The following is a 26,031-nucleotide window of genomic DNA, read 5'->3' on the forward strand; positions in this document are numbered from 1 at the left end:
ACAGAGCCAAAGATTTAGAGTATTTTAAATAGGATTAAACCCTTTACGGGATAATAAGGAGAATGATTTTATGAAAAAATGTGTAATTACTGTTGTAGGAAAAGACACAGTTGGTATTATTGCTAAAGTATGTACTTACTTAGCTGAATCAAAGATTAATATTTTAGATATCTCACAGACTATCGTTTCTGGATATTTTAACATGATGATGATTGTGGATATTGCTAATACAAATAAAGAATACGATGATATTCTAGCTAACCTCGATAGCATTGGAAATGAAATTGGCGTTTCTATTAAATGTCAAAAGGAAGAAATCTTTGACATGATGCATAGAATCTAATTTTTAAACGCCTTATAAATTCTAAAACAGGAGGATAAATTAGGAACAACCTAATTTTTATATATATTTATGATTAATATAATGGAAGTCACTGAGACTAACAAAATGGTTGAAAAGGAAAACCTTGATGTAAGAACTATTACTATGGGTATCAACTTACTAGAATGTGCAAGTCCTGATTTAAAGACTACTTGTGACAACATCTATAACAAAATCACAACTCTTGCTAAGGACTTAGTAAAGACTGGTGAGGATATTGCTAAGGAATTTGGTGTGCCAATTGTTAACAAAAGAATTTCTATTACACCAATCGCCCTTGTTGGTGGTGCTTGCTGTAAGACAAGTGATGATTACGTTGAAATCGCAAAAACACTAGATAAGGCTGCACACACTGTTGGTGTTAATTTTATTGGCGGTTACTCAGCTATTGTATCTAAAGGTATGACAAGATCTGATGAATTACTTATTCGCTCAATTCCAAAGGCTCTTAGCTGCACTGAACTTATCTGTTCTTCAGTAAATGTTGGTTCTACAAAGACTGGTATTAATATGGATGCTGTTAGACTTATGGGTGAAATCGTTAAGGAAACAGCAGAACTTACTAAAGATCAGGACTCTATTGGATGTGCTAAATTAGTTGTTTTATGTAATGCACCAGATGATAATCCATTTATGGCAGGAGCATTCCACGGTGTAACAGAAGACGACGCTATTATTAATGTAGGTGTATCTGGTCCTGGTGTTGTTAAATATGCCCTTGAATCAGTTCGAGGCGAAAGCTTTGAAGTTCTTTGCGAAACAATTAAAAAGACTGCATTTAAGATCACTAGAGTGGGTCAATTAGTAGCACAGGAAGCTTCAAAAAGACTTGGTGTACCATTTGGTATCATTGATCTTTCACTTGCTCCAACACCTGCTATTGGTGATTCAGTTGCAGATATTTTAGAAGAAATTGGTCTTGAAAGAGCAGGCGCTCCAGGTACTACAGCAGCTCTAGCTCTCTTAAATGATCAGGTTAAAAAGGGTGGTGTTATGGCATCATCTTACGTTGGTGGTTTATCAGGTGCATTTATTCCTGTATCAGAAGATCAGGGTATGATTGATGCTGTTGAAGCTGGATGTCTTACAATTGAGAAGCTCGAAGCTATGACTTGTGTATGCTCTGTTGGTCTTGATATGATTGCAATTCCTGGAGATACAAAGGCTACAACTATCTCAGGTATTATTGCAGATGAATCAGCTATTGGTATGGTTAACCAGAAGACTACAGCTGTACGTATCATCCCAGTAATTGGTAAAAGCGTAGGAGACCAGGTTGAATTTGGTGGCTTACTTGGCTATGCTCCTGTAATGCCAGTTAATACATTTGACTGTTCAGCATTTGTTAATAGACAGGGACGAATCCCAGCTCCAATTCACAGCTTCAAAAACTAATATGCTTTTAGTAGATAAGGAATACAAATTTTAGGCTAATAATATAAAAGCTAATAATAGATAAGCAAATAATATAAAAGCAAAATAAGCGCCCGTTGCGGGCGCTTATTCTTTGTTTTTAATTTTTCACTATTGTTTTTAATTTTTCACAATTGATTTTTTAATATCACGTTTATATGCTTTCCCAATCTTTTTTGCCACAACAGAATTGTATAAATCAGACATATAACTTTCATCTAAGAATTCCTTTATATTCTTACCCTTTGAATTCTTACTAATTAAGGGAATGTCTAATTCTTTCTTTATATGGGATAATATATCCCTGCCTTTATTATCAAAGGATAGAAGATTAATAAAGTGTATTTCTTCTTTAAGGTCTTTTTTTCTAATTCCTAGAATTATGCTAAATAAACATCTAGATATACGCGAATATGTATAATTCTTAGATTTAAGAGAATTAATAAAACTAGTGATTTTAAAATCTTCTTCCCAGTTTATAAATTTAGTATATATACTTGCTGCTAAGAATTCTGACATATCGTTATAAAATAATAGTTTATCAATAGCATCTTGCTTTTGATATTTACATATATCTAGAAGCTTATAAAAAAGAATATCACTAAAATCATCAGTAAATACTAGGCTATTCTCATTATAAGCCTCCATAAGAAGCTTATAAGAAAAACTAGTGGTGCAATCCTTAAGTTTTGAAATATTATTATTAGATAAAGCATTTCTAATAGCCCTTGCACTTGTAAGCTTATTTGAAATTTCAGAATCATTATAGTTTTGACCTTGTCTTATAATTCCTTCATATGTGATTTTTTTATTAGATGATTCATTGTAAAGAAGGATATGTCTAATATATTCAATAGCTAATATATTATTAGATGAATTCATTTCTTCTATAAAGCTATTATTATAACAATCCTTAATTGCAAGCATCCTAGCCTTTGGATAAGATAGGCCATCTAAAAGATATGCCTTAATAAGCTCTTTAAATTCATCAGTTTCATGGTTTAAGAAAGTTGCGATTGCTGTAAGGTCTTCTAAATTGTTAGCTTCCATTCCAAAGATAATTTTATCAACCCCTAGCTTTATAAGGGTATTAATAGCCCCAAAAGCAAAATAATTTGCACTTGAAAGGGCAAAAACCGTTGGAATTTGGACAACCATGTTAACCCCAGCATCTATTGCCATGCTTGCTCTTTTATATTTATCAAGAATTGCCCCTTCACCTCTTTGAACAAAATCGCCACTCATTGCAATAATAATTGTGGCGTCTTTATATTTGTTTCTAATAGTATCAATTAGATATTTATGTCCATTATGAAGAGGATTAAACTCAGTAATAATTCCTATAGTCATGATATACCTCTTGTTAAAATTTAATATAAAATACAAGTTTATAATATATTTTTTCCTAAATCCTGTCAAAACTCTGCTTTTTAAGAAAAAATGTTAAAATCTTTTCTTGTATTCAAAAAAGAAAAGTCGTATAATTTTTAATAGTGTTCGAATTGTGTTTAAATAACTTGGAAATCATCGAACTAACATTAAAACAATTTAATCTAAGGAGGAGTCAGTAATCATGGCATTTATTGACGAAATTAAAGCAAAGGCTAAAGCTGATAAGAAGACTATCGTTTTACCTGAATCTATGGATAAGAGAACATTCGCTGCTGCTGAGCAGATTTTAAAGGAAGGTATCGCTAACTTAATCATTATCGGTACTAAGGAAGAAATCGAAGCTAATAGCGAAGGATATGATATTACAGGTGCAACTATCGTTGATCCTTTCAACGATCCTAACAAGCAGAAGTACATCGACAAATTCGTTGAACTTAGAGCTAAGAAGGGTGTTACACCAGAGCAGGCTAAGGAAATGATGGAAAAGGATTATATGTACTATGCTTGCCTTATGTGTAAGTGTGGAGATGCTGATGGTGCTGTTTCAGGTGCTTGCCACTCAACAGGTAACACAATCAGACCAGCTCTTCAGTTATTAAAGACAAAGCCAGGTATCTCTTCAGTTTCTGGTTTCTTCCTTATGGAAGTTCCTAACTGCGAACTTGGTGAAAATGGTTTATTTGTATTTGCTGACTGTGCTGTTAACCCAGATGTTGATTCTGAGAAGTTAGCTGAAATCGCTAAGTTATCTGCTGAATCATTTGAAACATTTGTTGGTAAGGAAGCTAAGGTTGCTATGCTTTCATTCTCTACAAAGGGATCTGCTAAGCATGACAACGTAGATAAGGTTGCTAACGCTGTAGCTATCGCTCACGAGAAGTATCCTGAACTTACACTTGATGGTGAATTACAGTTAGATGCTGCATTAGTTCCAGAAGTTGGTGAATTAAAGGCTCCAGGTTCTAAGGTTGCAGGTCATGCTAATACATTAGTATTCCCTTCACTTGAAGCTGGTAACATCGGTTATAAGTTAGTTCAGAGACTTGCTAAGGCTGGTGCTTACGGTCCTATCTTACAGGGTCTTTCACTTCCAGTTAACGATCTTTCAAGAGGTTGTTATGCAGAAGATATCGTTGGTACAGTAGCTTTAACAGCTGTTCAGGCTCAGAACGCTGCTAAGTAATTAACCAATTTTTATAGTGTTACATTTACAATCTAATTAATCACCGGGAGTTTTTTGCCTCCGGTGATTAGTTGAGTTTATAAAGAATTTTTTTAATTAAGGAGATTATCTAATGAATATTTTAGTTTTAAACTGCGGTAGTTCATCACTTAAGTATCAGTTAATCAACATGGATGACGAAAGCGTTATCGCTAAGGGTCTTGTTGAAAGAATTGGTATTGAAGGTTCAATTCTTACTCATAAGCCAACAGGTAAGGATAAGTATGTTGTAGAAACACCTATGAAGGATCACAAGATTGCTGTTAAGTTAGTTCTTGACGCTTTAGTAGATCCAGAACACGGTGTAATTAAGTCTACAGATGAAATCGGTGCTGTAGGTCATAGAGTACTTCACGCTGGTGAAGCTTACAAGGAATCTTGCCTTGTAACAGAAGATGTTAAGAGAGTTATTAAGGAATGCTTCGATTTAGGTCCTTTACATAACCCAGCTAACTTAATCGGTATTGAAGCTGTTGAAGCTGCTATGCCTGGTAAGAAGAATATCGCAGTTTGGGATACAGCATTTGGTGGAACAATGGAACCAAAGGCTTACCTTTACGCTATTCCAAGAGAATACTATGAGAAGTATCATGTAAGAAGATACGGTTTCCACGGAACATCTCATATGTTCGTTTCTGGTGAAACAATTAAGTTTGCAGGCCTTAATAAGGACAACGCTAAGGTTATCGTTTGCCACTTAGGTAATGGTGCTTCAATTTCTGCATCAATCGGTGGTAAGTGTGTAGATACTTCAATGGGTCTTACTCCACTTGAAGGTTTAATCATGGGTACACGTTCAGGTGATCTTGATCCAGCTATCCTTGAATACCTTTGCAACCATGAAAATATGACAATTTCTGAGATGTTAAACGTTCTTAATAAGAAGTCTGGTATCTTAGGTATGTCAGGTATCTCTTCAGATTTCCGTGACTTAATCGCTGAAGTTGATAATGGTAACCAGATTGCTAAGGATACATTAGATGCTTATGCTTACAGAGTTGCTAAGTACATCGGTTCTTATGTAGCAGCTATGAACGGTGTAGATGCTATTGCATTTACAGCTGGTGTTGGTGAAAATAACGCTAGAATCCGTAAGATGATCTTAAGCTACTTCAACTACTTAGGAATTGAAGTTGATGATGCAGCTAACGAAGAAGCAGTTGGTGTAACAAAGATGATTTCTACAGCTGATTCTAAGGTTAAGGTAGTAGTATTACCAACTAACGAAGAATTAGCAATCGCTAGAGATACATTAGCATTAGTTAAGTAATTATTATTTAGATAAATTATTATACGCTGTAAAGTATTTTTCCTTTACATTTTTAAAAAATTTGTTGACAAAAACCAAACATATGCGTATAATTGACAAAGTGTGAAAAGGCAAGTTATTTCCCTTCACGCCTAGTATATAGGATCGGGTCGTAACTAAAGTTTCGATAGGAGATTGTGTATGCTAATTGATTTAAGAGAACTTTTATCCGGTTCATCACAAGATTTAAATAAAACAGTTAAGCTTGAAGCTTCTGTTTTTGATAATGGTGTTGTAAGTTATGATATTACTAATAAAGAGGAGTTTACAGTAGTTATTACTAAGCTAGGCTCATCTAAGATATCTATTAAGGCTAACACATCTGTTACTTTGGATATTCCTTGTGATAGATGTCTTACTATGGTAAGTACACCAATTGATATAACAATTGATGAAATTGTTGACTTTGCTGATGGAGCTTCGGAAGAAGAGACTCAGTTAGAAAAAGACTACATTGATGGATACAACCTCGACGCGGATAAGTTATTATTTAGCGAATTGCTTGTTTCCATGCCAGGCAAGACCTTATGTAAGGATGACTGCAAGGGCTTATGCTTAATTTGTGGTAATAATCTTAATATTAAGGAATGCGGGTGTGACCGCGAAGTTCTGGATCCAAGAATGTCTGTTTTCAAAGATATTTTAAATGAGTTTAAGGAGGTGTAATAGTATGTCAATTTGTCCAAAGAATAAATCATCTAAGGCTAGAAGAGATAAGAGAAGAGCTAATTGGAAGATGAGCGCTCCTAATCTTGTTAAGTGTTCAAAGTGTGGTGCTTTAATGCTCCCTCATAGAGTTTGCAAGGCTTGTGGTTCCTACAACAAGAAGCAGATCGTTGAAGTTGAAGCTTAATATTTATTTAAGTTTAAGTATATGAAGAGTCCCTTTTAGGGGCTCTTTTTTACGTTTAAAGCTAAAATACTTGAAAAAAACACGTTTTCGTGGTACTTTAATTAAAGTTATATTTTTTAGACGGAGGATAATATGATTAAAGTAGCATTAGATGCAATGGGCGGAGATAATGCACCAAAGGAAGTTGTTAAGGGTGCCATCGAAGCTATTAATATTAGCAATGAAACTTTTATATATCTTGTAGGTAAGCAAGAGGAAATTAACAAGGAATTAAGTCAATACACATATAATAAAGAGCAACTTGAAGTAGTTGATGCAAGAGATGTTATTGAAACAGGGGAACCACCTGTAATGGCCATTAGAAAAAAGAAAGATTCATCTTTAGTTAAAGCTTTATATATGGTTAAAGAAAAGAAAGCCGATGCTTTTGTTTCAGCTGGAAGTTCAGGTGCAATTCTTGTTGGCGGACAGACTATTGTGGGAAGATTAAAGGGGGTTCAAAGACCACCACTTGCTCCTTTAGTACCAACAATGGATGGCGTTTTTTTACTTGCAGATAGCGGTGCTAACGTGGATTCAAGACCAGATTTCCTAGTTCAATGGGCTAAGATGGGATCAATCTATATGGAGAATGTAGTAGGTATTAAAAATCCAAGAGTAGCTATTGTTAACGTAGGTTTAGAAGAGGAAAAGGGTAACCAGCTTGTTAAAGAGACATATCCTCTTCTTAAGGCATGTGACGACATTAACTTTATTGGCAGTATTGAAGCAAGAGAAATTCCATATGGCGGTGCAGATGTTGTTATTTGCGATGCATTTGTAGGTAATGTTATCCTAAAGCTTTACGAAGGTTTAGCTGGGGGCTTATTAAAGAAGGTTAAGGGAGTATTAATGACTAATCTTAAGACTAAGATTGGAGCTCTTTTAATTAAGAAAAACCTTAAAAATACCCTTAAGACAATGGATGCCACAGAATATGGTGGAGCTCCATTAATTGGCTTAAATGGCCTAGTTGTTAAGACACATGGTAATGCAAAATCTAAAGAAATTAAAAACTCAATTCTACAATGTGTTAAGTTTACAAAAATGAATATTAATGATAAGATTGTAAAGTCATTAGAAAATATGCCAAATGCCTAATTTAGGCGTTTAATATGAATTTGCTATAAGCTTTATGCTATAGAGGGATAAATTTAAAGAAGGAGGCTTATTATGGAATTCGAGAAACTACAAAAAATAATAGTAGATGTATTAAATGTGGATCCTGAAAAAGTAACACTCGAAACAACATTCATCGATGATTTAGGTGCTGATTCATTAGATGTATTCCAGATTATTATGGGAATTGAAGATGAATTTGATATTCAGATAGCTGATGATGCTGCTGAAACAATCACAACAGTTGCTGATGCAGTAGAAGCTATTAAAAAAGCAACAAATAACTAATTTTTAATCAACCATATTAGGACTACTTATTGTTTAAGTAAGTAGTCTTATTTATTTGTACAGAGTTAAAGGAAGTAAACAATGAATAATAATTTAAATGAATTAATGGACAAAATTGGATACAGATTTAAAGATATTTCGCTTCTAAAAAATGCCTTAACTCACAGTTCTTATGCTAACGAAAAGAAGTCATTAAAGGTTAAGGATAACGAAAGATTAGAATTTTTAGGAGATGCAGTCCTTGAATTATCTAGTAGTGACTTTATCTTTAAGAATTACAAGATGGACGAAGGTAGAATGACTAGATTACGTGCAAGTATTGTATGTGAACCTACACTAGCATTATGCGCTAGAGAATTTGGTTTTGAACAATACATTAAACTTGGTAAAGGTGAAGAATTAACTGGCGGAAGAAAAAGAGATTCTATAGTTTCAGATGCCCTAGAAGCCCTTATTGGTGCAATTTACCTTGATAGTGATTTTGCTAATGCAAAAGAGTTTGTCTTAAAATTTATCCTAAATGATTTAGACAATAAACAGCTCTTTTTTGATAGCAAGACCATTTTACAGGAAGTGGTTCAAGGAATTGGTAAAGAAGTAACATATTCTCTAATAAGAGAAGAGGGTCCTGAACATGACAAGACATTTATTGTAGAAGTAAGTGTTGATGGTTTAATAAAAATTGAAGGTTCTGGACATAATAAGAAAAATGCCCAGGCTAATGCAGCATACGCTGCACTAGTCGAGCTAAAAAGCAAAGGGATAGAAATTATAGATAGATTAAAGTAACTAAGGGAGAATTTATGTATTTAAAGAGTATTGAGGTACAAGGTTTTAAATCTTTTGCTAACAAAATCGTCTTTGATTTTGAGAACGGTATTACAGGTATTGTAGGACCAAATGGATCAGGTAAAAGTAATGTCGCAGATGCTGTTAGATGGGTTCTTGGTGAACAATCAGCTAAACAGCTTCGTGGATCTAAGATGGAAGATGTAATTTTTGCAGGTACACAAAACAGAAAACCAGTAGGTTTCGCGTTTGTATCCATTACCCTTGATAATTCTGATCATGCACTAGCAGTGGATTATGATGAGGTAACTGTAAGTCGAAGAGTATATAGATCAGGAGAAAGTGAATACTTAATTAATGGTAATGCATGCCGTTTAAAGGATGTAACTGAGCTTTTTTATGATACAGGTATTGGTAAAGAAGGATATTCAATTATCGGTCAGGGCCAGATAGATAAGATTTTATCAGGAAAGCCAGAAGAGCGAAGAGAATTATTTGACGAGGCTGCAGGTATTGTAAAATTCAAAAGAAGAAAAGCTGCTGCCATTAAAAAATTAGATAATGAACGTGCCAATTTAGTACGTGTAAATGATATTTTATCAGAATTAGAAAAACAGGTTGGTCCATTAAAGATACAATCAGATAAGGCAAAGGAATATCTTAACTTAAAGTCAGATTTGAAAAAATACGACGTAAATGCCTTTTTATTAGAAACTGATAGAATTAGGGGAGAATTAGAGACCCTTGATGGAAAAATAAATATTGCAGATACTGATTTAGAGACAGCAAAAAAAGAATACGACACAATAAAATCAGAATATGAAATTGCTGAAAGCGAACTTGAAAATGTCAATTCATCAATTGAAAATTATAATAACGAAAAGAATGAATCTGAGCTTGAAAATCAACGTTTAGAAGGTACAATAAATGTTTATCAGGAACAGATTAAGACTTATGAGAATAATAATACAATTCATAAAGAGAGATTAAATACAATCACAGAAGAAATCGCATCTAAGAATGCTGCTATAACAAAGCAAGAGGGCGATTTAGCTGAGATTAAAGAAGATTTAGAAACTCACGATGAAAGACTAGATAGTGTTAATAAAGAAAGCGATGAAATCAAGGAAAAAATAGCATCAGTTCAGGAAAAAATCGATGAAAAGAATAAATCCATAATTGATGCCTTAAATGAAAAATCATCGATTAATGCTGAAAATCAGAAATATGTCACAATGCTTGAAAACTTAAGCATTAAAAAGGCAGAACTTAGTAGCAAAGTTATTAAGGATAAATCAGATGAAGCAGCACAGCAAAAGCTTATAAATACACTTAATGAAAGCCTTTTAGAAGCTGAAACAGAAGTTAATGATATAAACAAAGAATTAGTTAAAAACAACGAAGAAGTTACAAATCTTAAGGGCGAAAATGCCACAATTAACGCATCTATTGATAAGATTACAAGTAAGTATCATAGAGAAAAATCAAGACTTGAATCTTTAATTAATATTACAGAGCGTTATGATGGTTATGGAAACAGTATTAGAGAGATAATGAAACTAAAGGATAGCAATTCTGGAATCCTTGGTGTAATTGCTGATATTGTTAAGGTAGAACGCTCCTATGAAGTGGCAATTGAAACAGCCCTTGGTGGTACAATTCAAAATATTGTAACTGATAAAGAAGAGACTGCCAAAGACCTTATTGCCTACTTAAAGGAAAATAAACTTGGTAGAGCAACATTTTTACCATTAAATGCTATTAAGCCAAGAGAAACTCTCGAAAAGGATAATTGTATTAAAGAAGCAGGTGTAATTGGCGTAGCTTCAAACCTTGTTAAGGTGTCATACGAATACGAGAACTTGGCTAAATATTTGCTTGGTAGAATTCTTGTAGTAGATAATATTAACAACGCTTTACAGATTGCTAGAAAATATAGATATTCTCTTCGAATCGTAACTCTTGAAGGTGAACAGCTAAATCCAGGCGGTTCAATGACTGGTGGTGCCTTTAAGAATTCAAGTAACTTACTTGGTAGAAGAAGAGAAATCGAAGAATTAAAAAAGAGTGTATCAGAGACTTCTAAAGAAGCTAATGAACTTAAAAAGAGCATAAGCGATAATAGAGCTAAGATTGCAAGCATTAGAGAAGTTAATGAAGAACTTACAAAGCAATTAAGAGAGAGCTCATTAAGAAAAAATACAATTCAGGTTAACTTAAATCAGGAACAGAATAAATTAAAAGCTATTACTGAATTAGTGGCAAAGGATGCTCTTGAAATAAAGATTGCTGATGAAGAAATCAATAAGATAACTCAGAGTAAATCATTAGTATCTGATAACCTTGATGAATTAGATGTTCAAAATGAAAAGACAAAGGCTGAAATTGAGAGCTTAACAAAATATCTTGATGAATTAAAGGATGACGAAGTTAAAATTAGCGTTAACCAGGAAAACATCAAATTGTTATATAACTCATATACTCAAAAAATCACTTTCATTGAAGAGAATATCAAGCGACTAAATGAAGAAGTTAAGAAATTAGTTATGGAAGAATCGGACATTAAAGCTAAGATTCAAACAACTAAGACTGAAATCATTAATAAAAATAAGGATATATCAGATGTTAAAAAATCAATTAATCTAGCTAACTTTAGAATTAAAGAATGCCAAGAAAAAATTGAGGCTCTTAGAATTAAGAAGGATGAAATCTCTAAGAATCATAAATCATCATTTGATAAAAGAGACAAAATCAACAATACAATTGTTTCACTTGAAAAGGAAAGCATGCGTCTTCATACACAACACGAAAAACTCGATGAAGCTAATGACAGCTTAGTAGATTATATGTGGAATGAATATGAATTAACTTATAGTTATGCCCTTGAGTTAAAAAATGAAGACCTTACTAACCTAAATGATATTAGAAAGCAGATTAATATCTTAAAATCATCAATTAAAAAACTCGGTGATGTTAATGTTAATGCCATTGAAGAATACAAGGGCGTTTCTGAAAGATATGAATTCTTAAAGGGACAGCATGATGACATGATAGAAGCTGAAAATGCTCTTATGCAGGTAATTGATGAATTAGATACTGGTATGAGAACTCAGTTTAGTGCTAAATTTGAAGAAATCAAAAAAGAATTTGATCAGGTATTTAAAGAATTATTTGGCGGTGGTAAGGGTACAATTGAGTTAGTAGAAGGAGAAGATATTCTAGAAGCTGGAATTACAATTATTTCTCAGCCACCTGGAAAGAAGCTTCAAAATATGATGCAGTTATCCGGTGGTGAAAAAGCACTTACAGCAATAGCACTTCTTTTTGCTATACAGAACTTAAAGCCATCACCATTCTGTCTACTTGATGAAATTGAGGCTGCACTTGATGATTCTAACGTAGGAAGATATGCAAATTATCTTCATAAATTAACTAAACATACACAGTTTATTGTTATTACGCATAGACGAGGAACAATGGCAGCAGCAGATAGATTGTTTGGTATTACAATGCAAGAAAAGGGTGTATCAACACTTGTATCTGTTGACTTAATTGATAAGGAACTAGAGAAAGAGAAAAATCAAAAGAAAGAAAAAACAGCTTAAAATTATATTGTGAGGATTTTTTATGGGATTATTTGACAAATTAAAAGCCGGTCTTAATAAGACAAGAGAAAATATCGTTTCAGGAATAGACTATATTTTTAACGGATTTACAAACATTAACGATGACTTTTATGACGAACTCTACGAAACTTTAATTATGGGAGATATCGGTGTTAGAACAACCGATGAAATAATAGAGAATCTTAAAGAGAAGGTTAAGGAACAGTCAATTAAAGATCCTAAAGATTGTAAAAACTTACTTATACAATTAATAAAAGAGCAGATGGACTTAGGTCCAAATGCCTACGATTTTGAAACTAAGAATTCAATCGTGTTATTAATTGGGGTAAATGGTGTAGGTAAGACAACATCAGTTGGTAAATTAGCAGGACTTTTAAAGAGCCAAAATAAAAAGGTTATTATGGCTGCAGCAGATACATTTAGAGCTGCAGCTATAGAGCAATTAACTGAATGGTCTAATAGAAACGGATGCGATATTATTGCACAAAACGAAGGTTCAGATCCGGCAGCAGTTATTTTTGATTCAATTCAGGCTGCAAAAGCTAGAAAAGCTGATGTTTTACTTTGCGATACAGCAGGAAGATTACAAAACAAAAAGAATCTTATGGAAGAATTAAGAAAGATTGATAAGGTAATCTCTAGAGAGTATCCAGAAGCCTACAGAGAAAATTTAATAGTACTAGATGCAACAACAGGACAAAACGCCTTATCACAGTTAAGAGAATTCAAGGATGTAACTGATATAACAGGTATTATCCTAACCAAAATGGATGGTACAGCAAAGGGAGGAATTGCCGTAGCTATTCAATCTGAGTTTGGTATTCCAGTTAAGTATATTGGAGTTGGAGAACAAATTGAGGATCTACAGAAATTCAACTCTGAAGAATTTGTTAATGCATTATTTGATGTGAATTAAGTTAAAGGCTTGCAAATAAAAATAAAGCGGACTATAATTATTTTCAACTTGTCAGACAACATTTGTAGTTGGCATGACAAATTCAAAGGACTTAAGGAGAAGGAAAATGGAAGAATTAACACTTAAATGCTTTGAAGAGGCAGCTGAAAAAGTTAAAGAAGCTACCCTTCCAACTAATTTGGTTTATAGTGAATTTTTTAGTGCAAGATCAGGTAATAAAGTTTATTTAAAGCCAGAAAATATGCAGTACACAGGTGCTTATAAGGTTAGAGGAGCCTATTATAAGATAAGCACAATGTCAGAAGAAGCAAGAAAAAAGGGCTTAATCACTGCATCAGCAGGTAATCATGCACAGGGTGTTGCCTTTGCTGCTAAGAAATATAACGTACCTGCAACAGTTGTAATGCCTACAACAACACCGCTTATTAAAGTAAATCGTACCAAGGGATATGGCGCCGAGGTTATACTTTATGGCAATGTATATGATGAGGCATGTGAATATGCAATGAAGCTAGCTAAAGAAAAGGGACTAACATTTGTACACCCATTTGATGACTTAGAAGTAGCTACAGGACAGGGCTCAATTGCAATGGAAATTATTAAAGAGCTACCAACAGTTGATTATATCTTAGTTCCAGTAGGTGGTGGCGGACTTGCAACAGGTGTTTCTACACTTGCTAAGTTACTTAATCCTAACATTAAGGTAATTGGTGTAGAGCCAGCAGGTGCTAACTGTTTACAAGAATCAATTAAGGCAGGTAAGGTAGTTACATTACCAGGTGTTAATACTATTGCTGATGGTACAGCAGTTAAGACACCAGGTTCAAAGCTATTCCCTTACTTAGTTAAGAACTTAGATGATATTATTACAGTTCCAGATGAAGACTTAATCGTATCATTCCTTGATATGGTAGAAAATCATAAGATGGTTGTAGAAAACTCTGGACTTCTTACTGTAGCCGCACTTAATCAATTAAATGTAAAGGATAAGAAAGTTGTTTCTATTCTTTCAGGCGGTAACATGGATGTCATTACAATGTCTTCAGTCGTACAACAAGGCTTAGTTCAAAGAAGCAGAATCTTTACAGTATCTGTTCTTTTACCAGATAAGCCAGGTGAATTAGTAAAGGTTGCAAGTATCATAGCAGATGCTAATGGTAACGTAATTAAACTAGAACATAACCAGTTTGTTTCAATCAACAGACAGACAACTGTAGAACTTAGAATAACAATTGAAGCTTATGGACACGAACATAAGAATGAAATCGTTGACAAACTAGAAAAAGCAGGTTTAAGACCTAGAATAGTAAAAGTAAATATTTAGTCTACACCCCCTATACTACGCAATTTAAACATTGCGTAGTATAGTTTTTTTATTTAAACCTTACTTTTCATGTTTTGCCTACGTCAGAAATGTGGGGAAATTGAGGGGGAAGCTTATAAAATGTGGGGTAAAGCATATAAAATTGAGGGGGAAGCTTATAAAAACGTGTGGAACTTTATAAAATTGTGGGAGGAAGCTTATAATCTTCTAGAATTACAGAATATAGTATCTTAATCTGTGTTTTACCGTAAGGAGCGGTTTGGAAAATAATACAAGTAATTTAAGCTTACGGTAAAACACAACAAAACATAACTTTTTTCTGTAAAGCTTCCTTTCTAAATTCAAACATGAAAATATACTTTACAGAAAAAGTCCTAAAATAGCCTCATTTTCTGTAACAAAAATAAGCATCTAAATAATTAGAAATTTACTACTACGGTAATTCCACTACAATACAACAATTATACCGTAGTACAAAGAATTCAATAAAAGAAAAGAAGATAATGATTACGGAAATTCTAGTATTATATGACAATTTTACCGTAATGTTAAAATTCTTGTACAATTTTAGCAATTAATAATTACAGAAAATCTACTGGAATATAAGGATTTTACCGTAAGACCTTATGTTTAATCAAAATTTCCAACCAAAGTAACACCTTATGTCCAATCAAATTTTCCTATCAAATTTCCAATAATAATCCCAATTCACCAAAAAAACACAAGAATTACATAAATACGACACCTTTTTAAAATATATTTTTATTATTAGCAATTGCATTTTAATACCCATTGTAATCTCAATATTTTAAGGAGGATCGCATATGATTAACTATAATAAAAGAGGAACTTTATATGTGGCTGTATTAAGTATGAGCCTTGTACTTACAGCCTGTAGCTCCAAGACAAAAACAGCTACTAGTCAAACAGCAGAAGCTACAACAGCTTCAAGTTCAACAAACACTACATCTGTAGCTGATACTGATTTAAATTCCCTAATATCAACTCTAGAGTCAGGGGTTAGTCTTGCATTGAATGAAAATGATACTAATACAAGTTTCGATGATTCAAGTGTAAATATAGATTTAGCAAATGTAAGCTCTAATTTAAATGGTGTAAGCTATAGCAACAATACCTTAACAATAACTAAGAAGGGAAGCTATTGTTTAAGTGGAAGTATAAATGGTCAAATTGTTATTAATCTAGAAGATAATACAGATGAGGTTCATTTAATCTTTAATGGTGTCACAATTACTAATAACGAAAGTGCACCTGTACTTATTCTTAGCGCAGATAAGGTAACAATTACACTTGCTGATAATACAGTTAACACAATTACTGATGGAGAAAGATCTAGTGATAACGAAGACTATAGTGCAGCAATTTATTCAAAAGAAGATTTAACATTTAATGGTAATGGTACATTAAATGTTAATGGAAATTATAAAGATGGCATTACAAGTAAGGATGATTTAATCTTTGTAAGTGGAATTATAAATGTAACAGCAACTGATGATGGCATTGTTGGTAAAGATTTAGTTGGAATTAATAATGGCGAATTTAATATTAGTGCTGGCGGAGATGGTATTAAATCAACAAATGATACAGATTCTACAAGGGGTTATATAATAATTGAAAATGGTAATATTGATATTACTGCTGGTAATGATGGAATCCAAGGCGAGAATTATGTAGCAATTAACAACGGTAACATCAATATAAAAACAGGCAATGGAGCAAGTAATTCAAGTGTAAGCCATTCATCTACTGATTTTGGATTTAGGGCTGCTATGGGAAATAGTCAAAATGCTATGGGAAATAATCAAGCAGCTATGGGACATGGTCAAAATGCAGCAAGTGCAAATACAGGAAATAACTCTAATGCAAACTCTGCTAGCACAGACACAAACACAAACACAGATACAAACACAGACACAAGCACAGATACTGAAAGCTTAAAGGGTATAAAGGCAACTAATGTAGTTATTTGCTTTTCTGGTACAATAAATATAGATTCTGAAGATGATGGAGTTCATACAGATGGTGCAGTAATAATTAAAGATGGGACATTTAATATAGCTTCAGGCGACGATGGAATTCACGCTGATTCATTAATAAAAGTAGATGGTGGAAACATTAATATTACAAAATCTTACGAAGGACTTGAAAGTACTGCAATTGAAATAAATGGCGGCAGCGTAAAAATCACATCAGAAGACGATGGTATGAATGCATCCGATGGTCAAACAAATACAATCGGATATGGAAATACCTCAAATAGCCAATCAACTGCTGTATCATTAGTTATTAATGCTGGTAATGTATATGTAAATTCAACAGGCGATGGTTTAGATTCTAATGGAACAATGACAATAAATGGTGGCGAAATAATAGTTGAGGGACCAACAAGCAATGATAATACAGCACTTGATTTTGATTCCTCACTTACAATAAATGGCGGAACTTTAATGGCCTTTGGCTCGAACGGAATGATTGAAACCCCTACTAGTGCAACAAATGGAGCCGCATTAATTCTTACAGGTTCAGGCTCAAGTAACCAGGAATTTAGCTTAAAAGACTCAAGTGGAAATACAATACTTAACTACACACCAAGCAAATCTTATCAGGCAGTAATCTGCTACTCACAAAATATAAGTCAGGGAAGTACATACACATACACAATAGGCCAGGGCTCTGAAAGTGTAACAGTTACTAGTGCAGTAACATCAACAGCAAATACATCTGGCTTTGGTGCTCAAAAAGGTGGTAACATGGGTCAAATGCCTGAAAGTGCTAATCAAGGAAGAAACGCTTATAAATAAAAAAACTTAAAACAGCTTCTAAATATATAAAAAATGTTATATACTTTAAGGGATGGCAATTTGCCATCCCAATTTTTATATTAGGGGGAAACATGAAAAACAAAGAAAATATTGACGTTAGAAAATATTTAGGCATGTCCTTTGCTTTAGCACTTGCACTAATAATAGCAATGATCTTCTTTTTTGCCATTGATAAAATAAGTGCTGTATCTAAATTTTTTAATGGTATAGTTAAAACCTTAATGCCATTTTTAATCGGAGGATGTCTAGCCTATATAATATGCCCGATGGTAAATATATTATATAAGCTATATTTAAAGCTATTTTCTAAAGTCTTTAAAAAAGCATCTGAAGAAAAAAGAAATTCCTATGCTAATTCCTTTAGCATATATTCAGGAATAATAATTGCCATATTAACTTTGCTATTTATTGTAATTATGATTATTCCAAACCTAGCAAAAAGTGTAATTAGAATTATACAGTTAATGCCAGATGCAATACAAAGACTAATCAATTTTTTAGAGCACACCATAAAGTCCAATGATTATATTGCAAAAAACTCAGAATTAATCATTAATAAAGGCTATGATTATGCTATGGATTTTCTTAATACTAACGTAATAGGAAATATAAATAATATCATAACTAACCTAACATCAGGATTTTTAGGTGTATTTAGCCTTATTTTTAATATATTAATTGGCTTTATAGTTGCAATTTACCTTCTCTTTATGAGAAAAAAACTTGCAAGACAAGGCAAAATGATAATTTATAGCATAGCCAATGAAAAAGAAGCTGATTCAATTATGGATGAAATTGAATTTGTAGATAAGATTTTTTCAGGCTTTATAACAGGTAAAATATTAGATGCTGTTGTAATAGCCATAATATGCTACTTTTTATTGTTGCTTTACAGACTATTTAATCCAAATGTTGAGGTCATGAACGAAGTAATGATAGCTGTAATTGTTGGTATTTTTAATGTAATACCATTCTTTGGCTGGTACGTAGCGTGGATCATCGGATTTTTACTATGTTTAATTGTAAATCCTGGACAGGCAATATATTTCCTAATATTTAATTTCATCCTACAACAAGTAGATGGTAATATAATAGGACCACGTATTCTAGGTGATAACACCGGTATCTCAGGATTTTGGGTATTGTTTGCAATCCTTTTGTTTGGCCATATATGGGGATTTTTTGGAATGTTAATAGGAGTACCTGTATTTGCCGTAGCATATCACTTTATTAAAAAAGCTATATTTAGAGGCCTTTTAAAGAAGGGCCAGTTTAAAATGGCAGTGGACTATGAAAAGGATTACGCCAAAAAGGAAAGTGAAAAATTCACAGAAAAAATGAAGGCAACATACGAAAGAATAAAAGAAGAACGTCAAAAAGACGATTCTGAATAAAAAAAATATCCTGTCAAGCTTTTTTACTTGACAGAAAAAAAGCTATATGATATTCTATTTGAGGTTTGATTTTTAGAACCTAGATTTGTACATAAAGGTAAGGAATTATGGAGAAGATAGTCGAGCAAGCTCTTCTATATGACTTTTATGGAGAGTTACTAAATGAACATCAGAAACAAGTTTACGAAGATGCAATTTTTAATGATTTATCATTTAGTGAGATTGCTGATGAATATGGTATCTCTAGACAGGGAGTTTTTGATTTAATTAAGAGAGTTAATAAGACCCTTCTTAATTATGAATCCAAACTTCACCTTATTGAAAAATTTCAAGAGACAAAAACAAAGGTTGCAAGAATAGATTCTTTAGCTGACTCTTATCTTGAATCTAAAGATGAGAGATTAATTAATGATATTAAGCAAATATCAAAAGAAATACTAGAAGAATTTTAGAGGTGTTACATGGCATTTGATAGTCTTTCAGATAAACTACAGAATGTATTTAAGAACCTTAGAAGTAAAGGTCGCTTAACAGAAAGTGATGTTAAGGCAGCACTTAAAGAAGTTAAGATGGCATTGCTTGAAGCAGATGTTAACTTCAAGGTAGTTAAAAATTTTATTAAGTCTGTTGAAGAAAGAGCAGTTGGACAGGATGTTTTAACAAGCTTAACTCCTGGTCAGATGGTAATTAAGATAGTTAACGAAGAAATGGTTAACTTAATGGGTTCTGAAACAACAGAAATTAAACTAAATAGCGGCAATGAATTAACTGTTATTATGATGGTTGGTTTACAGGGTGCTGGTAAGACAACAACAACTGCTAAACTAGCAGGTAAATTCAAGGCTAAGGGCAAGAAGCCACTCCTTGTAGCTTGTGATGTGTATAGACCAGCAGCTGTTGAACAGTTAACAGTTAATGCTAAGAAACAGGATGTTCCAATTTTTTCAATGGGAACTAATGTAAAGCCTGTGGATATTGCTAAAGCTGCTATTAATCATGCTAAAGATAATAACTTAAATGTTGTTATTTTAGATACAGCCGGTAGACTTCATGTTGATGAAGACATGATGAACGAATTAGTAGAGATTAAAGAGAACGTAAGCGTTGATCAGACAATCTTAGTTGTTGATGCAATGACAGGTCAGGATGCTGTTAATGTTTCTTCTTCATTTGATGAAAAGATTGGTATTGACGGTGTTATTCTTACTAAATTAGACGGCGATACAAGAGGTGGTGCTGCTCTTTCAATTAAGGCAGTTACTGGAAAGCCTATCCTTTATGCAGGTATGGGCGAGAAGCTTTCTGATCTAGAGCAATTTTATCCAGACAGAATGGCTAGTAGAATCCTAGGAATGGGCGATGTGCTTACTTTAATCGAGAAGGCAGAAGCACAGATAGATGCCACAAAGGCTAAGGAGATGGAGAATAAAATCAAAAAAGCCGAATTTGACTTTAATGATTTCCTTGATTCCATGGACCAGATTAGTAACTTAGGAGGTATCTCTTCGATTCTTGGAATGCTACCTGGAATGGGTCTTGGCAGTAAGATGAAAGATGTTTCAATCGATGAGAATGAAGCAGAAGCTAACTTAAAAAAGACCAGGGCAATTATACAATCAATGACTGAGAAGGAAAGAAAGAATCCAGATATTCTTAATCCTTCAAGAAAGAACAGAATCGCTAAGGGCGCAGGCGTTAACATTGCAGAAGTCAATCGTCTTGTTAAGCAATTTGAGCAGATGAAGAAGATGATGAAGCAGATGCCTGGAATGATGAAAGGTGGTAAAAAGGGTCGATTTAGATTACCTTTTTAACATATATCAGCAATTAATTTAGGAGGTGAAATTTAAATGGTAAAGATTAGATTAAAGAGATTAGGTGAGAAGAAGTCTCCTTTCTATAGAGTAATCGTAGCAGATTCAAGATCTCCAAGAAACGGTAGATTCATTGATCAGATTGGTACTTATGATCCTAATTATGAACCAGCTAAGATTAACATCGATGCTGAAGCTGCTAAGAAGTGGTTAGCTAACGGCGCTCAGCCAACAGAAGTAGTTAGCAAGCTTTTCAAGGCTGCTGGCATCGAAAAGTAATTGACTAGTAGTGGAGGTGTGGTCTATGAAAGAATTAGTAGAAATTATCGCTAAAGCGCTAGTTGATAATCCAGATGAGGTTGTAGTAACTGAAACAGAAAAAGATAAGGCTATTATAGTTGATTTAAAGGTTGCTTCATCTGATATGGGTAAAGTAATCGGTAAGTCAGGCAGAATAGCTAAGTCTATTAGAGCTGTTGTATCAGCTGCTGCACAGAAAACCGACAAAAAGGTTATAGTCGAAATTGACAACTAGTTAATGGAGAACTTTTGAGAGAAGTTGGGAATTCCCTAATTTCTCTCTTTTTTTATAGTTATCATATTGTAAACTATTTAATTTTTTATTAAAATTAGACTTGTTATTTTTATTAAAAAATGGAGGCTTAACTTGAAAATTATACACTGTGCTGACTTGCATTTGGATTCATCCCTTAATACTAATTTCGATGAACGCCAAAGCAAGGAGAGAAAGCTAGAACTTATAAATACATTTGAGAGGTTGCTTCGTTACGCAGATGAAAACCTAGTTGATGCAATAATTATAGCCGGTGATTTATTTGATACACCTAATGTTAGCAAAAGCGTTAAAAATATTGTTATTGACGGAATAACACGTTTAAAAGATATTGATTTTTACTATCTTAAGGGTAATCACGACGAATATAATATCTTTGATGAAATGAGAAATATACCAGAGAATTTGCATCTGTTTGATGATAAATGGAAGACTTACACAGCCTTTACTACTAAGGATTTTGATATTACCATAACTGGTAAGGAGCTTAATTCTAAGAAAATTTCCTTTAATGCAGATAAACTTGAACTTGATCAATTTGATATAAATATTGTAACCCTTCATGGACAAATCTCTGATTATGAGCAAAAGGCAGACCCTACAGTAATCCCATTAAATAAGCTAATGGGGAAAAATATTGATTATCTAGCTCTAGGACACATTCATTCCTACCAAGAAGGAAAACTTGGAGCACGAGGCGAATATGCCTATTGTGGAGCCCTTGAAGGACGAGGATTTGACGAAATTGGTCCTAAGGGCTTTGTATTACTAAATATAAACGAGGAAAACAAAGAGATAACAAAGACCTTTGTTCCCTTTGCTAAGAGAGTTATTGAGGAAATCTGGGTAGACATAACAGATGCGAGTACTACTCTAGAAGTGATTGATTTAATAAATGAGGGAATTAATGAAACTACAGTAACAGAGAACAATATATTAAAAATAGTTCTTGCGGGAGAAATCCTTGTGGAATCAGATATTAATTTAGAGGTAATAAGTAGGCATTTTAACAATTGCTATTACTGCGTAAAAATAGTAAATGATACTAGATTTAAGCTTAATTATAGCGACTATGCCCATGAAGAATCACTAAAAGGGGAATTTGTAAGAGAAGTTGCTAACGACAGCAGCCTTTCAAACGAAGAAAAACTAAACATTATAAACATTGGCATAAAAGCGCTAAGTAACGAATTAGGAAGGCAAGATTATGAGATTAATTAAGTGTCATATAGAAAATTTTGGTAAATTATCTCAATTTGATTATGAATTTAATGAAACAAAAAATGTAATTCTAAAGGACAATGGCTGGGGAAAATCCACCTTTGCAGCATTTATAAAGGTCATGTTTTACGGCTTTGAGAACCCAAAAAAGACTAATGCTTACGAAAATGAAAGAAAAAGATTTAGCCCATGGAATGGGGGAGTATATGGAGGAACTATAAGTTTTGAAATTGGAGAGAAGTCCTATATACTAACAAGAACTTTTGGCCAAAAAGAAAGGGACGATAGTTTTACATTGCTTGATGCATCTACAATGCTTGAAAGCCTTGATTACACTACAAATATTGGAGAAGAAATTTTTAATATTAATAGAGAATCCTTTAAAAACACAATTTTTGTAGGCCAAGATGCCTGTGAAACAAGAAGTACAGGGGATATTGAAAATCTTCTTGGTAATGTAACGCTAGAAAGCCTAGATATAAATAACTACGACAATGCAATAAATACCCTAAATGACTACATAAATAAATATTCCCCAACAAGAAAAACTGGTGAATTAAATAAAATAAAAAGGCAATTAGACGACTTAGAATTTGAGAATTTAACCATAAATTCTAATAAGCAAAGAGTAGAAAAACTCATAAATAGAAGCAAAGTCCTTGAAGATTATTTAAATTTAGAGCGCAAGAAAAAGGACAAATACCAAAATAGAATTTTTATCGAATTAGATAAGAAAAAGGATGAAAAAGAAAATACGGAAAAAGAGGAGAAAAAGCCGGAAAAAGAAGAAATATCTCTTGATAAATATGACCCTAATGCAAAAACAGATGTTGTAGGTTTATTTATACTTCTCTTTGGATTTTTCTTAACAGTACTTGGAGTTTTTTTACAAAACAACGGAAAATACAGCACTTTTGCCTATCCAATAACAGGTATTGGTTTACTTGTTATGGTTTATTACGTTTCTAAGACATTTTTTAAAGTAAAGGAGAAGGAAGCTAATAAAAAACAAGAAGACGAGAAAAAAAAGAAGGAAGAAGCTCTTAAAAAAGAGCAGGAAGAAAAGGAAGAAGCTCTTAAAAACGCCCCTTATGATCCTTTTAAAGAACCTGAGGATGCAGAATTTGCCAACGCCCCAAATAAGTATAGGGAATATGTGCGAAATCTAAAGCTTTCTGAATCTCGAATTGACGATTATACAGGAGAGCTAAATAGAATCAATAGAGAAATTGATGAGTTAAATAAAGAAATTGCAAAACAAGAAGAAAACGACTATAAAAGAGCCAAGTTACAAGAATACTATAATGAGCTTACAATTAAATACGACTATACTAAAAAAGCCAAGGATTTTTTAACTAGGGCAAAGGAAAATTTTGGTAAAAAATATAACGAGCCAGTTAAAAAGACTTTTGATAAATATTTATCCATGATGCTAGACTCCACAGATGATTTTGTATTAAATGTAAATAATGAGCTAGCTATTAAAAATGCCAGTGGAATAAAAGATGTTAAAATGCTAAGCAAAGCCTTTCGTGATGTTATAGGACTTTCCCTTAGATTAGCCTTTATTGAGTGCTCCTTTAAAAAGGAAAAGCCATTTATTATACTTGATGACTGCTTTGTAAATGTTGATGATAACACCCTTGCACCATGTATGAACATGCTAAACACCATATCAAAGGAATATCAGATAATATATTTTACTTGCTCAATAAGTCGTACCTAGTTTATAATCATTGAGATTAACATAAGAAATGGAGTAATTATATGAATAATGATTTATTAAGAGTAGGTGTTATTACACAAACTCATGGAATAAGAGGAGAAGTTAAGGTTTTCCCTACAACTGATGATCCTAATCGTTTTAAAGACTTAAAGGAATGTATCATTATGGGAAAACGTGAACAAATAAATGTTACAGTTGAAAGTGTTAAGTTTTTCAAGCAATATGTAATCCTTAAATTCAAGGAATTCTCTAATATTAATGATATTGAGATCTATACTAAATGCGATTTATGTGTTACAAGGCAGAATGCAGTTCCACTTGAAGAAGGCGAATATTTTATTTGTGATTTAGTTGGACTTGATGTAATTACAGATGAAGGCGAGAATATCGGTAAATTAAAGGATGTATTAGAAACTGGAGCTAATAATGTTTATATCGTTGAAACTAAGGATGGAGACGAAGTCTTAATCCCTGTAATTGATCAGTGCATCCTTGCCCATGACCTAGATAAAGGAACAATCACTGTTCATTTACTTGATGGACTACTAGATTTAAATAAAAAATAAAGCTTGTCAAACATCTAATAATATGATAAATTAGTATAGTTGTGAGATAACGAGATGGTCCTCTGTTACAATTCCTGTATTAAGAACATCCAGATTAATAGGAGGTCACACATGGCTAATAGTATTATTAAGAGCATCGAAGATGCACAGCTTAAGGCTCAGGTTCCTGAGTTCAGAACAGGTGATACAGTTAAGGTATCAGCTAAGATTAAAGAAGGAAACCGTGAAAGAATTCAGGTTTTCGAAGGTACAGTAATTAAGAAGCAGGGTACAGGCGTACGTGCTACATTCACTGTAAGAAAGATTTCTAACGGAGTAGGCGTTGAAAAGACATGGCCACTTCATTCACCTATCGTAGAGAAGGTAGAAGTTACTAGACATGGTAAGGCTAGACGTGCTAAGCTTTATTACTTAAGACAGAGAACAGGTAAGGCTGCTAAGGTTAAGGAATTAGTTAGATAATTAACCTACGTTAGTAGATCCTTTAAAGTCCACAACTTATGTTGTGGACTTTTTTTTAACTAGAAAATATGTTAAAATTTATTTTGATTTTTATATAGAGAGGCTTAAATTATGGTTGCATATAGAAGAAGATATTATGAGAATAAAAGACTATTATTTATTTGCAAATACATAGTAGACGTAATTATGGTAATTACAGCCGCATATGTGTTAGTAAGCTTTATAGCTCTTAGAAATACTAACGTTGGTAATTCCATGAATCCTACACTAAAGGATAATGACACAGTTCTTATTAATCGTTTTGCGTATTCAATAACAGGTCCTAAGAGATTTGATATAATTGCATTTAAGGTGGATGGCGTTAATTCAAGTAAGATTTATATAAAGCGAGTTATTGGCCTTCCTGGCGAAACTGTTCAGATAAAGGACAACAAGATTTTTATTAATGGCGAAGAAATTAAAGAAGACGTAGTGGATACAGCAATTCTTACAGCTGGACTTGCAAATTCAAGCCTAACACTTGATAAGAACGAATATTTTGTATTAGGCGATAACAGAAACAATAGTGAAGATAGTCGTTTCTCTTCAATTGGAACAGTAAAGTCTAAAAATATAATTGGAAAGACCTGGTTTATATTAAGCCCATTTAAGCGACTTAAGTTCATATCATAAAGTAAAAAAGGAATAATATATGAAAAAAATTACAAAAAAACCAATGGGAAAAGCAACAAAGAGCAGTAAAAATACTAAAGCTGCTAA

General features: G+C 33.1%; 24 protein-coding genes. 23 read left to right on the forward strand and 1 reads right to left on the reverse strand.

The window, feature by feature from the left end:
- The first annotated feature begins 70 nt into the window (after positions 1 to 70).
- Both T537_RS0101435 and T537_RS0101440 read left to right on the forward strand, forming a co-directional pair.
- Positions 71 to 343 (forward strand): ACT domain-containing protein, encoded by a 273-nt coding sequence (locus T537_RS0101435; protein ID WP_027437544.1) that lies wholly within the window; start codon positions 71 to 73, stop codon positions 341 to 343.
- Positions 344 to 412: 69 nt separating this feature from the next.
- Positions 413 to 1,777: a PFL family protein gene (locus T537_RS0101440; protein ID WP_027437543.1), complete on the forward strand. Its 1,365-nt coding sequence runs from the start codon at positions 413 to 415 to the stop codon at positions 1,775 to 1,777.
- A 138-nt stretch (positions 1,778 to 1,915) separates the two neighbouring features.
- On the opposite strand, the gene T537_RS0101445 is transcribed toward T537_RS0101440, so the two are convergent.
- A complete protein-coding gene (locus T537_RS0101445; protein ID WP_027437542.1) occupies positions 1,916 to 3,145 on the reverse strand; it encodes a tRNA(Met) cytidine acetate ligase in 1,230 nt (409 codons plus the stop codon).
- 223 nt (positions 3,146 to 3,368) lie between these two features.
- Between T537_RS0101445 and pta the strand changes: the two genes are divergently transcribed.
- From pta to lepB, 21 genes are all read left to right on the forward strand, one after another.
- The gene (gene pta / locus T537_RS0101450; RefSeq protein ID WP_027437541.1) at positions 3,369 to 4,370 is read left to right on the forward strand and encodes a phosphate acetyltransferase; all 1,002 of its coding nucleotides are present in this window, start codon (positions 3,369 to 3,371) and stop codon (positions 4,368 to 4,370) included.
- Positions 4,371 to 4,482: 112 nt separating this feature from the next.
- Positions 4,483 to 5,679 carry an acetate/propionate family kinase gene (locus T537_RS0101455; protein ID WP_027437540.1) on the forward strand — a complete coding sequence of 399 codons (1,197 nt, stop codon included), beginning with the start codon at positions 4,483 to 4,485 and terminating at the stop codon, positions 5,677 to 5,679.
- A 180-nt stretch (positions 5,680 to 5,859) separates the two neighbouring features.
- A complete protein-coding gene (locus tag T537_RS0101460; RefSeq protein ID WP_027437539.1) occupies positions 5,860 to 6,384 on the forward strand; it encodes a YceD family protein in 525 nt (174 codons plus the stop codon).
- Positions 6,385 to 6,388: 4 nt separating this feature from the next.
- The gene (rpmF, locus tag T537_RS0101465; RefSeq protein WP_027437538.1) at positions 6,389 to 6,571 is read left to right on the forward strand and encodes a 50S ribosomal protein L32; all 183 of its coding nucleotides are present in this window, start codon (positions 6,389 to 6,391) and stop codon (positions 6,569 to 6,571) included.
- 132 nt (positions 6,572 to 6,703) lie between these two features.
- Positions 6,704 to 7,711, forward strand: coding sequence for a phosphate acyltransferase PlsX (gene plsX / locus T537_RS0101470; RefSeq protein ID WP_027437537.1), 1,008 nt, complete (start codon positions 6,704 to 6,706; stop codon positions 7,709 to 7,711).
- Positions 7,712 to 7,783: 72 nt separating this feature from the next.
- On the forward strand, positions 7,784 to 8,017 hold the full coding sequence (locus tag T537_RS0101475) for an acyl carrier protein (protein ID WP_027437536.1): 234 nt from the start codon (positions 7,784 to 7,786) through the stop codon (positions 8,015 to 8,017).
- Positions 8,018 to 8,098: 81 nt separating this feature from the next.
- Positions 8,099 to 8,806 carry a ribonuclease III gene (gene rnc / locus T537_RS0101480; RefSeq protein ID WP_031555835.1) on the forward strand — a complete coding sequence of 236 codons (708 nt, stop codon included), beginning with the start codon at positions 8,099 to 8,101 and terminating at the stop codon, positions 8,804 to 8,806.
- Between the two features lie 14 nt (positions 8,807 to 8,820).
- Positions 8,821 to 12,411, forward strand: coding sequence for a chromosome segregation protein SMC (gene smc, locus T537_RS0101485; protein ID WP_031555838.1), 3,591 nt, complete (start codon positions 8,821 to 8,823; stop codon positions 12,409 to 12,411).
- A 22-nt stretch (positions 12,412 to 12,433) separates the two neighbouring features.
- Positions 12,434 to 13,348, forward strand: a complete 915-nt coding sequence (ftsY, locus tag T537_RS0101490; protein ID WP_027437533.1) for a signal recognition particle-docking protein FtsY — start codon at positions 12,434 to 12,436, stop codon at positions 13,346 to 13,348.
- A 106-nt stretch (positions 13,349 to 13,454) separates the two neighbouring features.
- The gene (ilvA, locus tag T537_RS0101495) at positions 13,455 to 14,672 is read left to right on the forward strand and encodes a threonine ammonia-lyase (protein ID WP_027437532.1); all 1,218 of its coding nucleotides are present in this window, start codon (positions 13,455 to 13,457) and stop codon (positions 14,670 to 14,672) included.
- 824 nt (positions 14,673 to 15,496) lie between these two features.
- The gene (locus T537_RS11895; protein WP_051554924.1) at positions 15,497 to 17,494 is read left to right on the forward strand and encodes a carbohydrate-binding domain-containing protein; all 1,998 of its coding nucleotides are present in this window, start codon (positions 15,497 to 15,499) and stop codon (positions 17,492 to 17,494) included.
- Positions 17,495 to 17,586: 92 nt separating this feature from the next.
- The gene (locus tag T537_RS0101510; protein ID WP_027437531.1) at positions 17,587 to 18,909 is read left to right on the forward strand and encodes an AI-2E family transporter; all 1,323 of its coding nucleotides are present in this window, start codon (positions 17,587 to 17,589) and stop codon (positions 18,907 to 18,909) included.
- 107 nt (positions 18,910 to 19,016) lie between these two features.
- Positions 19,017 to 19,361, forward strand: coding sequence for a YlxM family DNA-binding protein (ylxM, locus tag T537_RS0101515; protein WP_027437530.1), 345 nt, complete (start codon positions 19,017 to 19,019; stop codon positions 19,359 to 19,361).
- A 9-nt stretch (positions 19,362 to 19,370) separates the two neighbouring features.
- A complete protein-coding gene (gene ffh, locus T537_RS0101520) occupies positions 19,371 to 20,723 on the forward strand; it encodes a signal recognition particle protein (protein ID WP_027437529.1) in 1,353 nt (450 codons plus the stop codon).
- Positions 20,724 to 20,759: 36 nt separating this feature from the next.
- Positions 20,760 to 21,002, forward strand: coding sequence for a 30S ribosomal protein S16 (rpsP, locus tag T537_RS0101525; protein WP_027430724.1), 243 nt, complete (start codon positions 20,760 to 20,762; stop codon positions 21,000 to 21,002).
- A 25-nt stretch (positions 21,003 to 21,027) separates the two neighbouring features.
- A complete protein-coding gene (locus T537_RS0101530; RefSeq protein WP_027437528.1) occupies positions 21,028 to 21,258 on the forward strand; it encodes a KH domain-containing protein in 231 nt (76 codons plus the stop codon).
- Between the two features lie 132 nt (positions 21,259 to 21,390).
- Complete coding sequence (locus T537_RS0101535; RefSeq protein WP_027437527.1) at positions 21,391 to 22,518, forward strand: metallophosphoesterase family protein; 1,128 nt, start codon at positions 21,391 to 21,393, stop codon at positions 22,516 to 22,518.
- A complete protein-coding gene (locus T537_RS0101540) occupies positions 22,505 to 24,244 on the forward strand; it encodes an ATP-binding protein (RefSeq protein WP_031555845.1) in 1,740 nt (579 codons plus the stop codon). Before T537_RS0101535 ends, T537_RS0101540 begins: the two co-directional genes overlap by 14 nt.
- A 41-nt stretch (positions 24,245 to 24,285) precedes the next feature.
- Entirely contained in the window at positions 24,286 to 24,810 is a 525-nt protein-coding gene (rimM, locus tag T537_RS0101545; protein ID WP_031555847.1) for a ribosome maturation factor RimM, read from the forward strand.
- 111 nt (positions 24,811 to 24,921) lie between these two features.
- Positions 24,922 to 25,272 carry a 50S ribosomal protein L19 gene (gene rplS / locus T537_RS0101550; protein ID WP_031555850.1) on the forward strand — a complete coding sequence of 117 codons (351 nt, stop codon included), beginning with the start codon at positions 24,922 to 24,924 and terminating at the stop codon, positions 25,270 to 25,272.
- Positions 25,273 to 25,383: 111 nt separating this feature from the next.
- Positions 25,384 to 25,944 carry a signal peptidase I gene (gene lepB / locus T537_RS0101555; protein ID WP_031555853.1) on the forward strand — a complete coding sequence of 187 codons (561 nt, stop codon included), beginning with the start codon at positions 25,384 to 25,386 and terminating at the stop codon, positions 25,942 to 25,944.
- The last annotated feature ends 87 nt before the right edge of the window (positions 25,945 to 26,031 follow it).

It is taken from the genome of Lachnospira multipara LB2003, assembly GCF_000702205.1.
Classification (GTDB): Bacteria; Bacillota; Clostridia; order Lachnospirales; family Lachnospiraceae; genus Lachnospira; species Lachnospira multipara_A.

Excerpts from the sequence above, each read along its gene's own strand:
- T537_RS0101435 (WP_027437544.1), top strand. The coding sequence starts at position 71 with ATGAAAAAATGTGTAATTACTGTTGTAGGAAAAGACACAGTTGGTATT.
- T537_RS0101440 (WP_027437543.1), top strand. The coding sequence starts at position 413 with ATGATTAATATAATGGAAGTCACTGAGACTAACAAAATGGTTGAAAAG.
- T537_RS0101445 (WP_027437542.1), bottom strand. The coding sequence starts at position 3,145 with ATGACTATAGGAATTATTACTGAGTTTAATCCTCTTCATAATGGACAT.
- pta (WP_027437541.1), top strand. The coding sequence starts at position 3,369 with ATGGCATTTATTGACGAAATTAAAGCAAAGGCTAAAGCTGATAAGAAG.
- T537_RS0101455 (WP_027437540.1), top strand. The coding sequence starts at position 4,483 with ATGAATATTTTAGTTTTAAACTGCGGTAGTTCATCACTTAAGTATCAG.
- T537_RS0101460 (WP_027437539.1), top strand. The coding sequence starts at position 5,860 with ATGCTAATTGATTTAAGAGAACTTTTATCCGGTTCATCACAAGATTTA.
- rpmF (WP_027437538.1), top strand. The coding sequence starts at position 6,389 with ATGTCAATTTGTCCAAAGAATAAATCATCTAAGGCTAGAAGAGATAAG.
- plsX (WP_027437537.1), top strand. The coding sequence starts at position 6,704 with ATGATTAAAGTAGCATTAGATGCAATGGGCGGAGATAATGCACCAAAG.
- T537_RS0101475 (WP_027437536.1), top strand. The coding sequence starts at position 7,784 with ATGGAATTCGAGAAACTACAAAAAATAATAGTAGATGTATTAAATGTG.
- rnc (WP_031555835.1), top strand. The coding sequence starts at position 8,099 with ATGAATAATAATTTAAATGAATTAATGGACAAAATTGGATACAGATTT.
- smc (WP_031555838.1), top strand. The coding sequence starts at position 8,821 with ATGTATTTAAAGAGTATTGAGGTACAAGGTTTTAAATCTTTTGCTAAC.
- ftsY (WP_027437533.1), top strand. The coding sequence starts at position 12,434 with ATGGGATTATTTGACAAATTAAAAGCCGGTCTTAATAAGACAAGAGAA.
- ilvA (WP_027437532.1), top strand. The coding sequence starts at position 13,455 with ATGGAAGAATTAACACTTAAATGCTTTGAAGAGGCAGCTGAAAAAGTT.
- T537_RS11895 (WP_051554924.1), top strand. The coding sequence starts at position 15,497 with ATGATTAACTATAATAAAAGAGGAACTTTATATGTGGCTGTATTAAGT.
- T537_RS0101510 (WP_027437531.1), top strand. The coding sequence starts at position 17,587 with ATGAAAAACAAAGAAAATATTGACGTTAGAAAATATTTAGGCATGTCC.
- ylxM (WP_027437530.1), top strand. The coding sequence starts at position 19,017 with ATGGAGAAGATAGTCGAGCAAGCTCTTCTATATGACTTTTATGGAGAG.
- ffh (WP_027437529.1), top strand. The coding sequence starts at position 19,371 with ATGGCATTTGATAGTCTTTCAGATAAACTACAGAATGTATTTAAGAAC.
- rpsP (WP_027430724.1), top strand. The coding sequence starts at position 20,760 with ATGGTAAAGATTAGATTAAAGAGATTAGGTGAGAAGAAGTCTCCTTTC.
- T537_RS0101530 (WP_027437528.1), top strand. The coding sequence starts at position 21,028 with ATGAAAGAATTAGTAGAAATTATCGCTAAAGCGCTAGTTGATAATCCA.
- T537_RS0101540 (WP_031555845.1), top strand. The coding sequence starts at position 22,505 with ATGAGATTAATTAAGTGTCATATAGAAAATTTTGGTAAATTATCTCAA.
- rimM (WP_031555847.1), top strand. The coding sequence starts at position 24,286 with ATGAATAATGATTTATTAAGAGTAGGTGTTATTACACAAACTCATGGA.
- rplS (WP_031555850.1), top strand. The coding sequence starts at position 24,922 with ATGGCTAATAGTATTATTAAGAGCATCGAAGATGCACAGCTTAAGGCT.
- lepB (WP_031555853.1), top strand. The coding sequence starts at position 25,384 with ATGGTTGCATATAGAAGAAGATATTATGAGAATAAAAGACTATTATTT.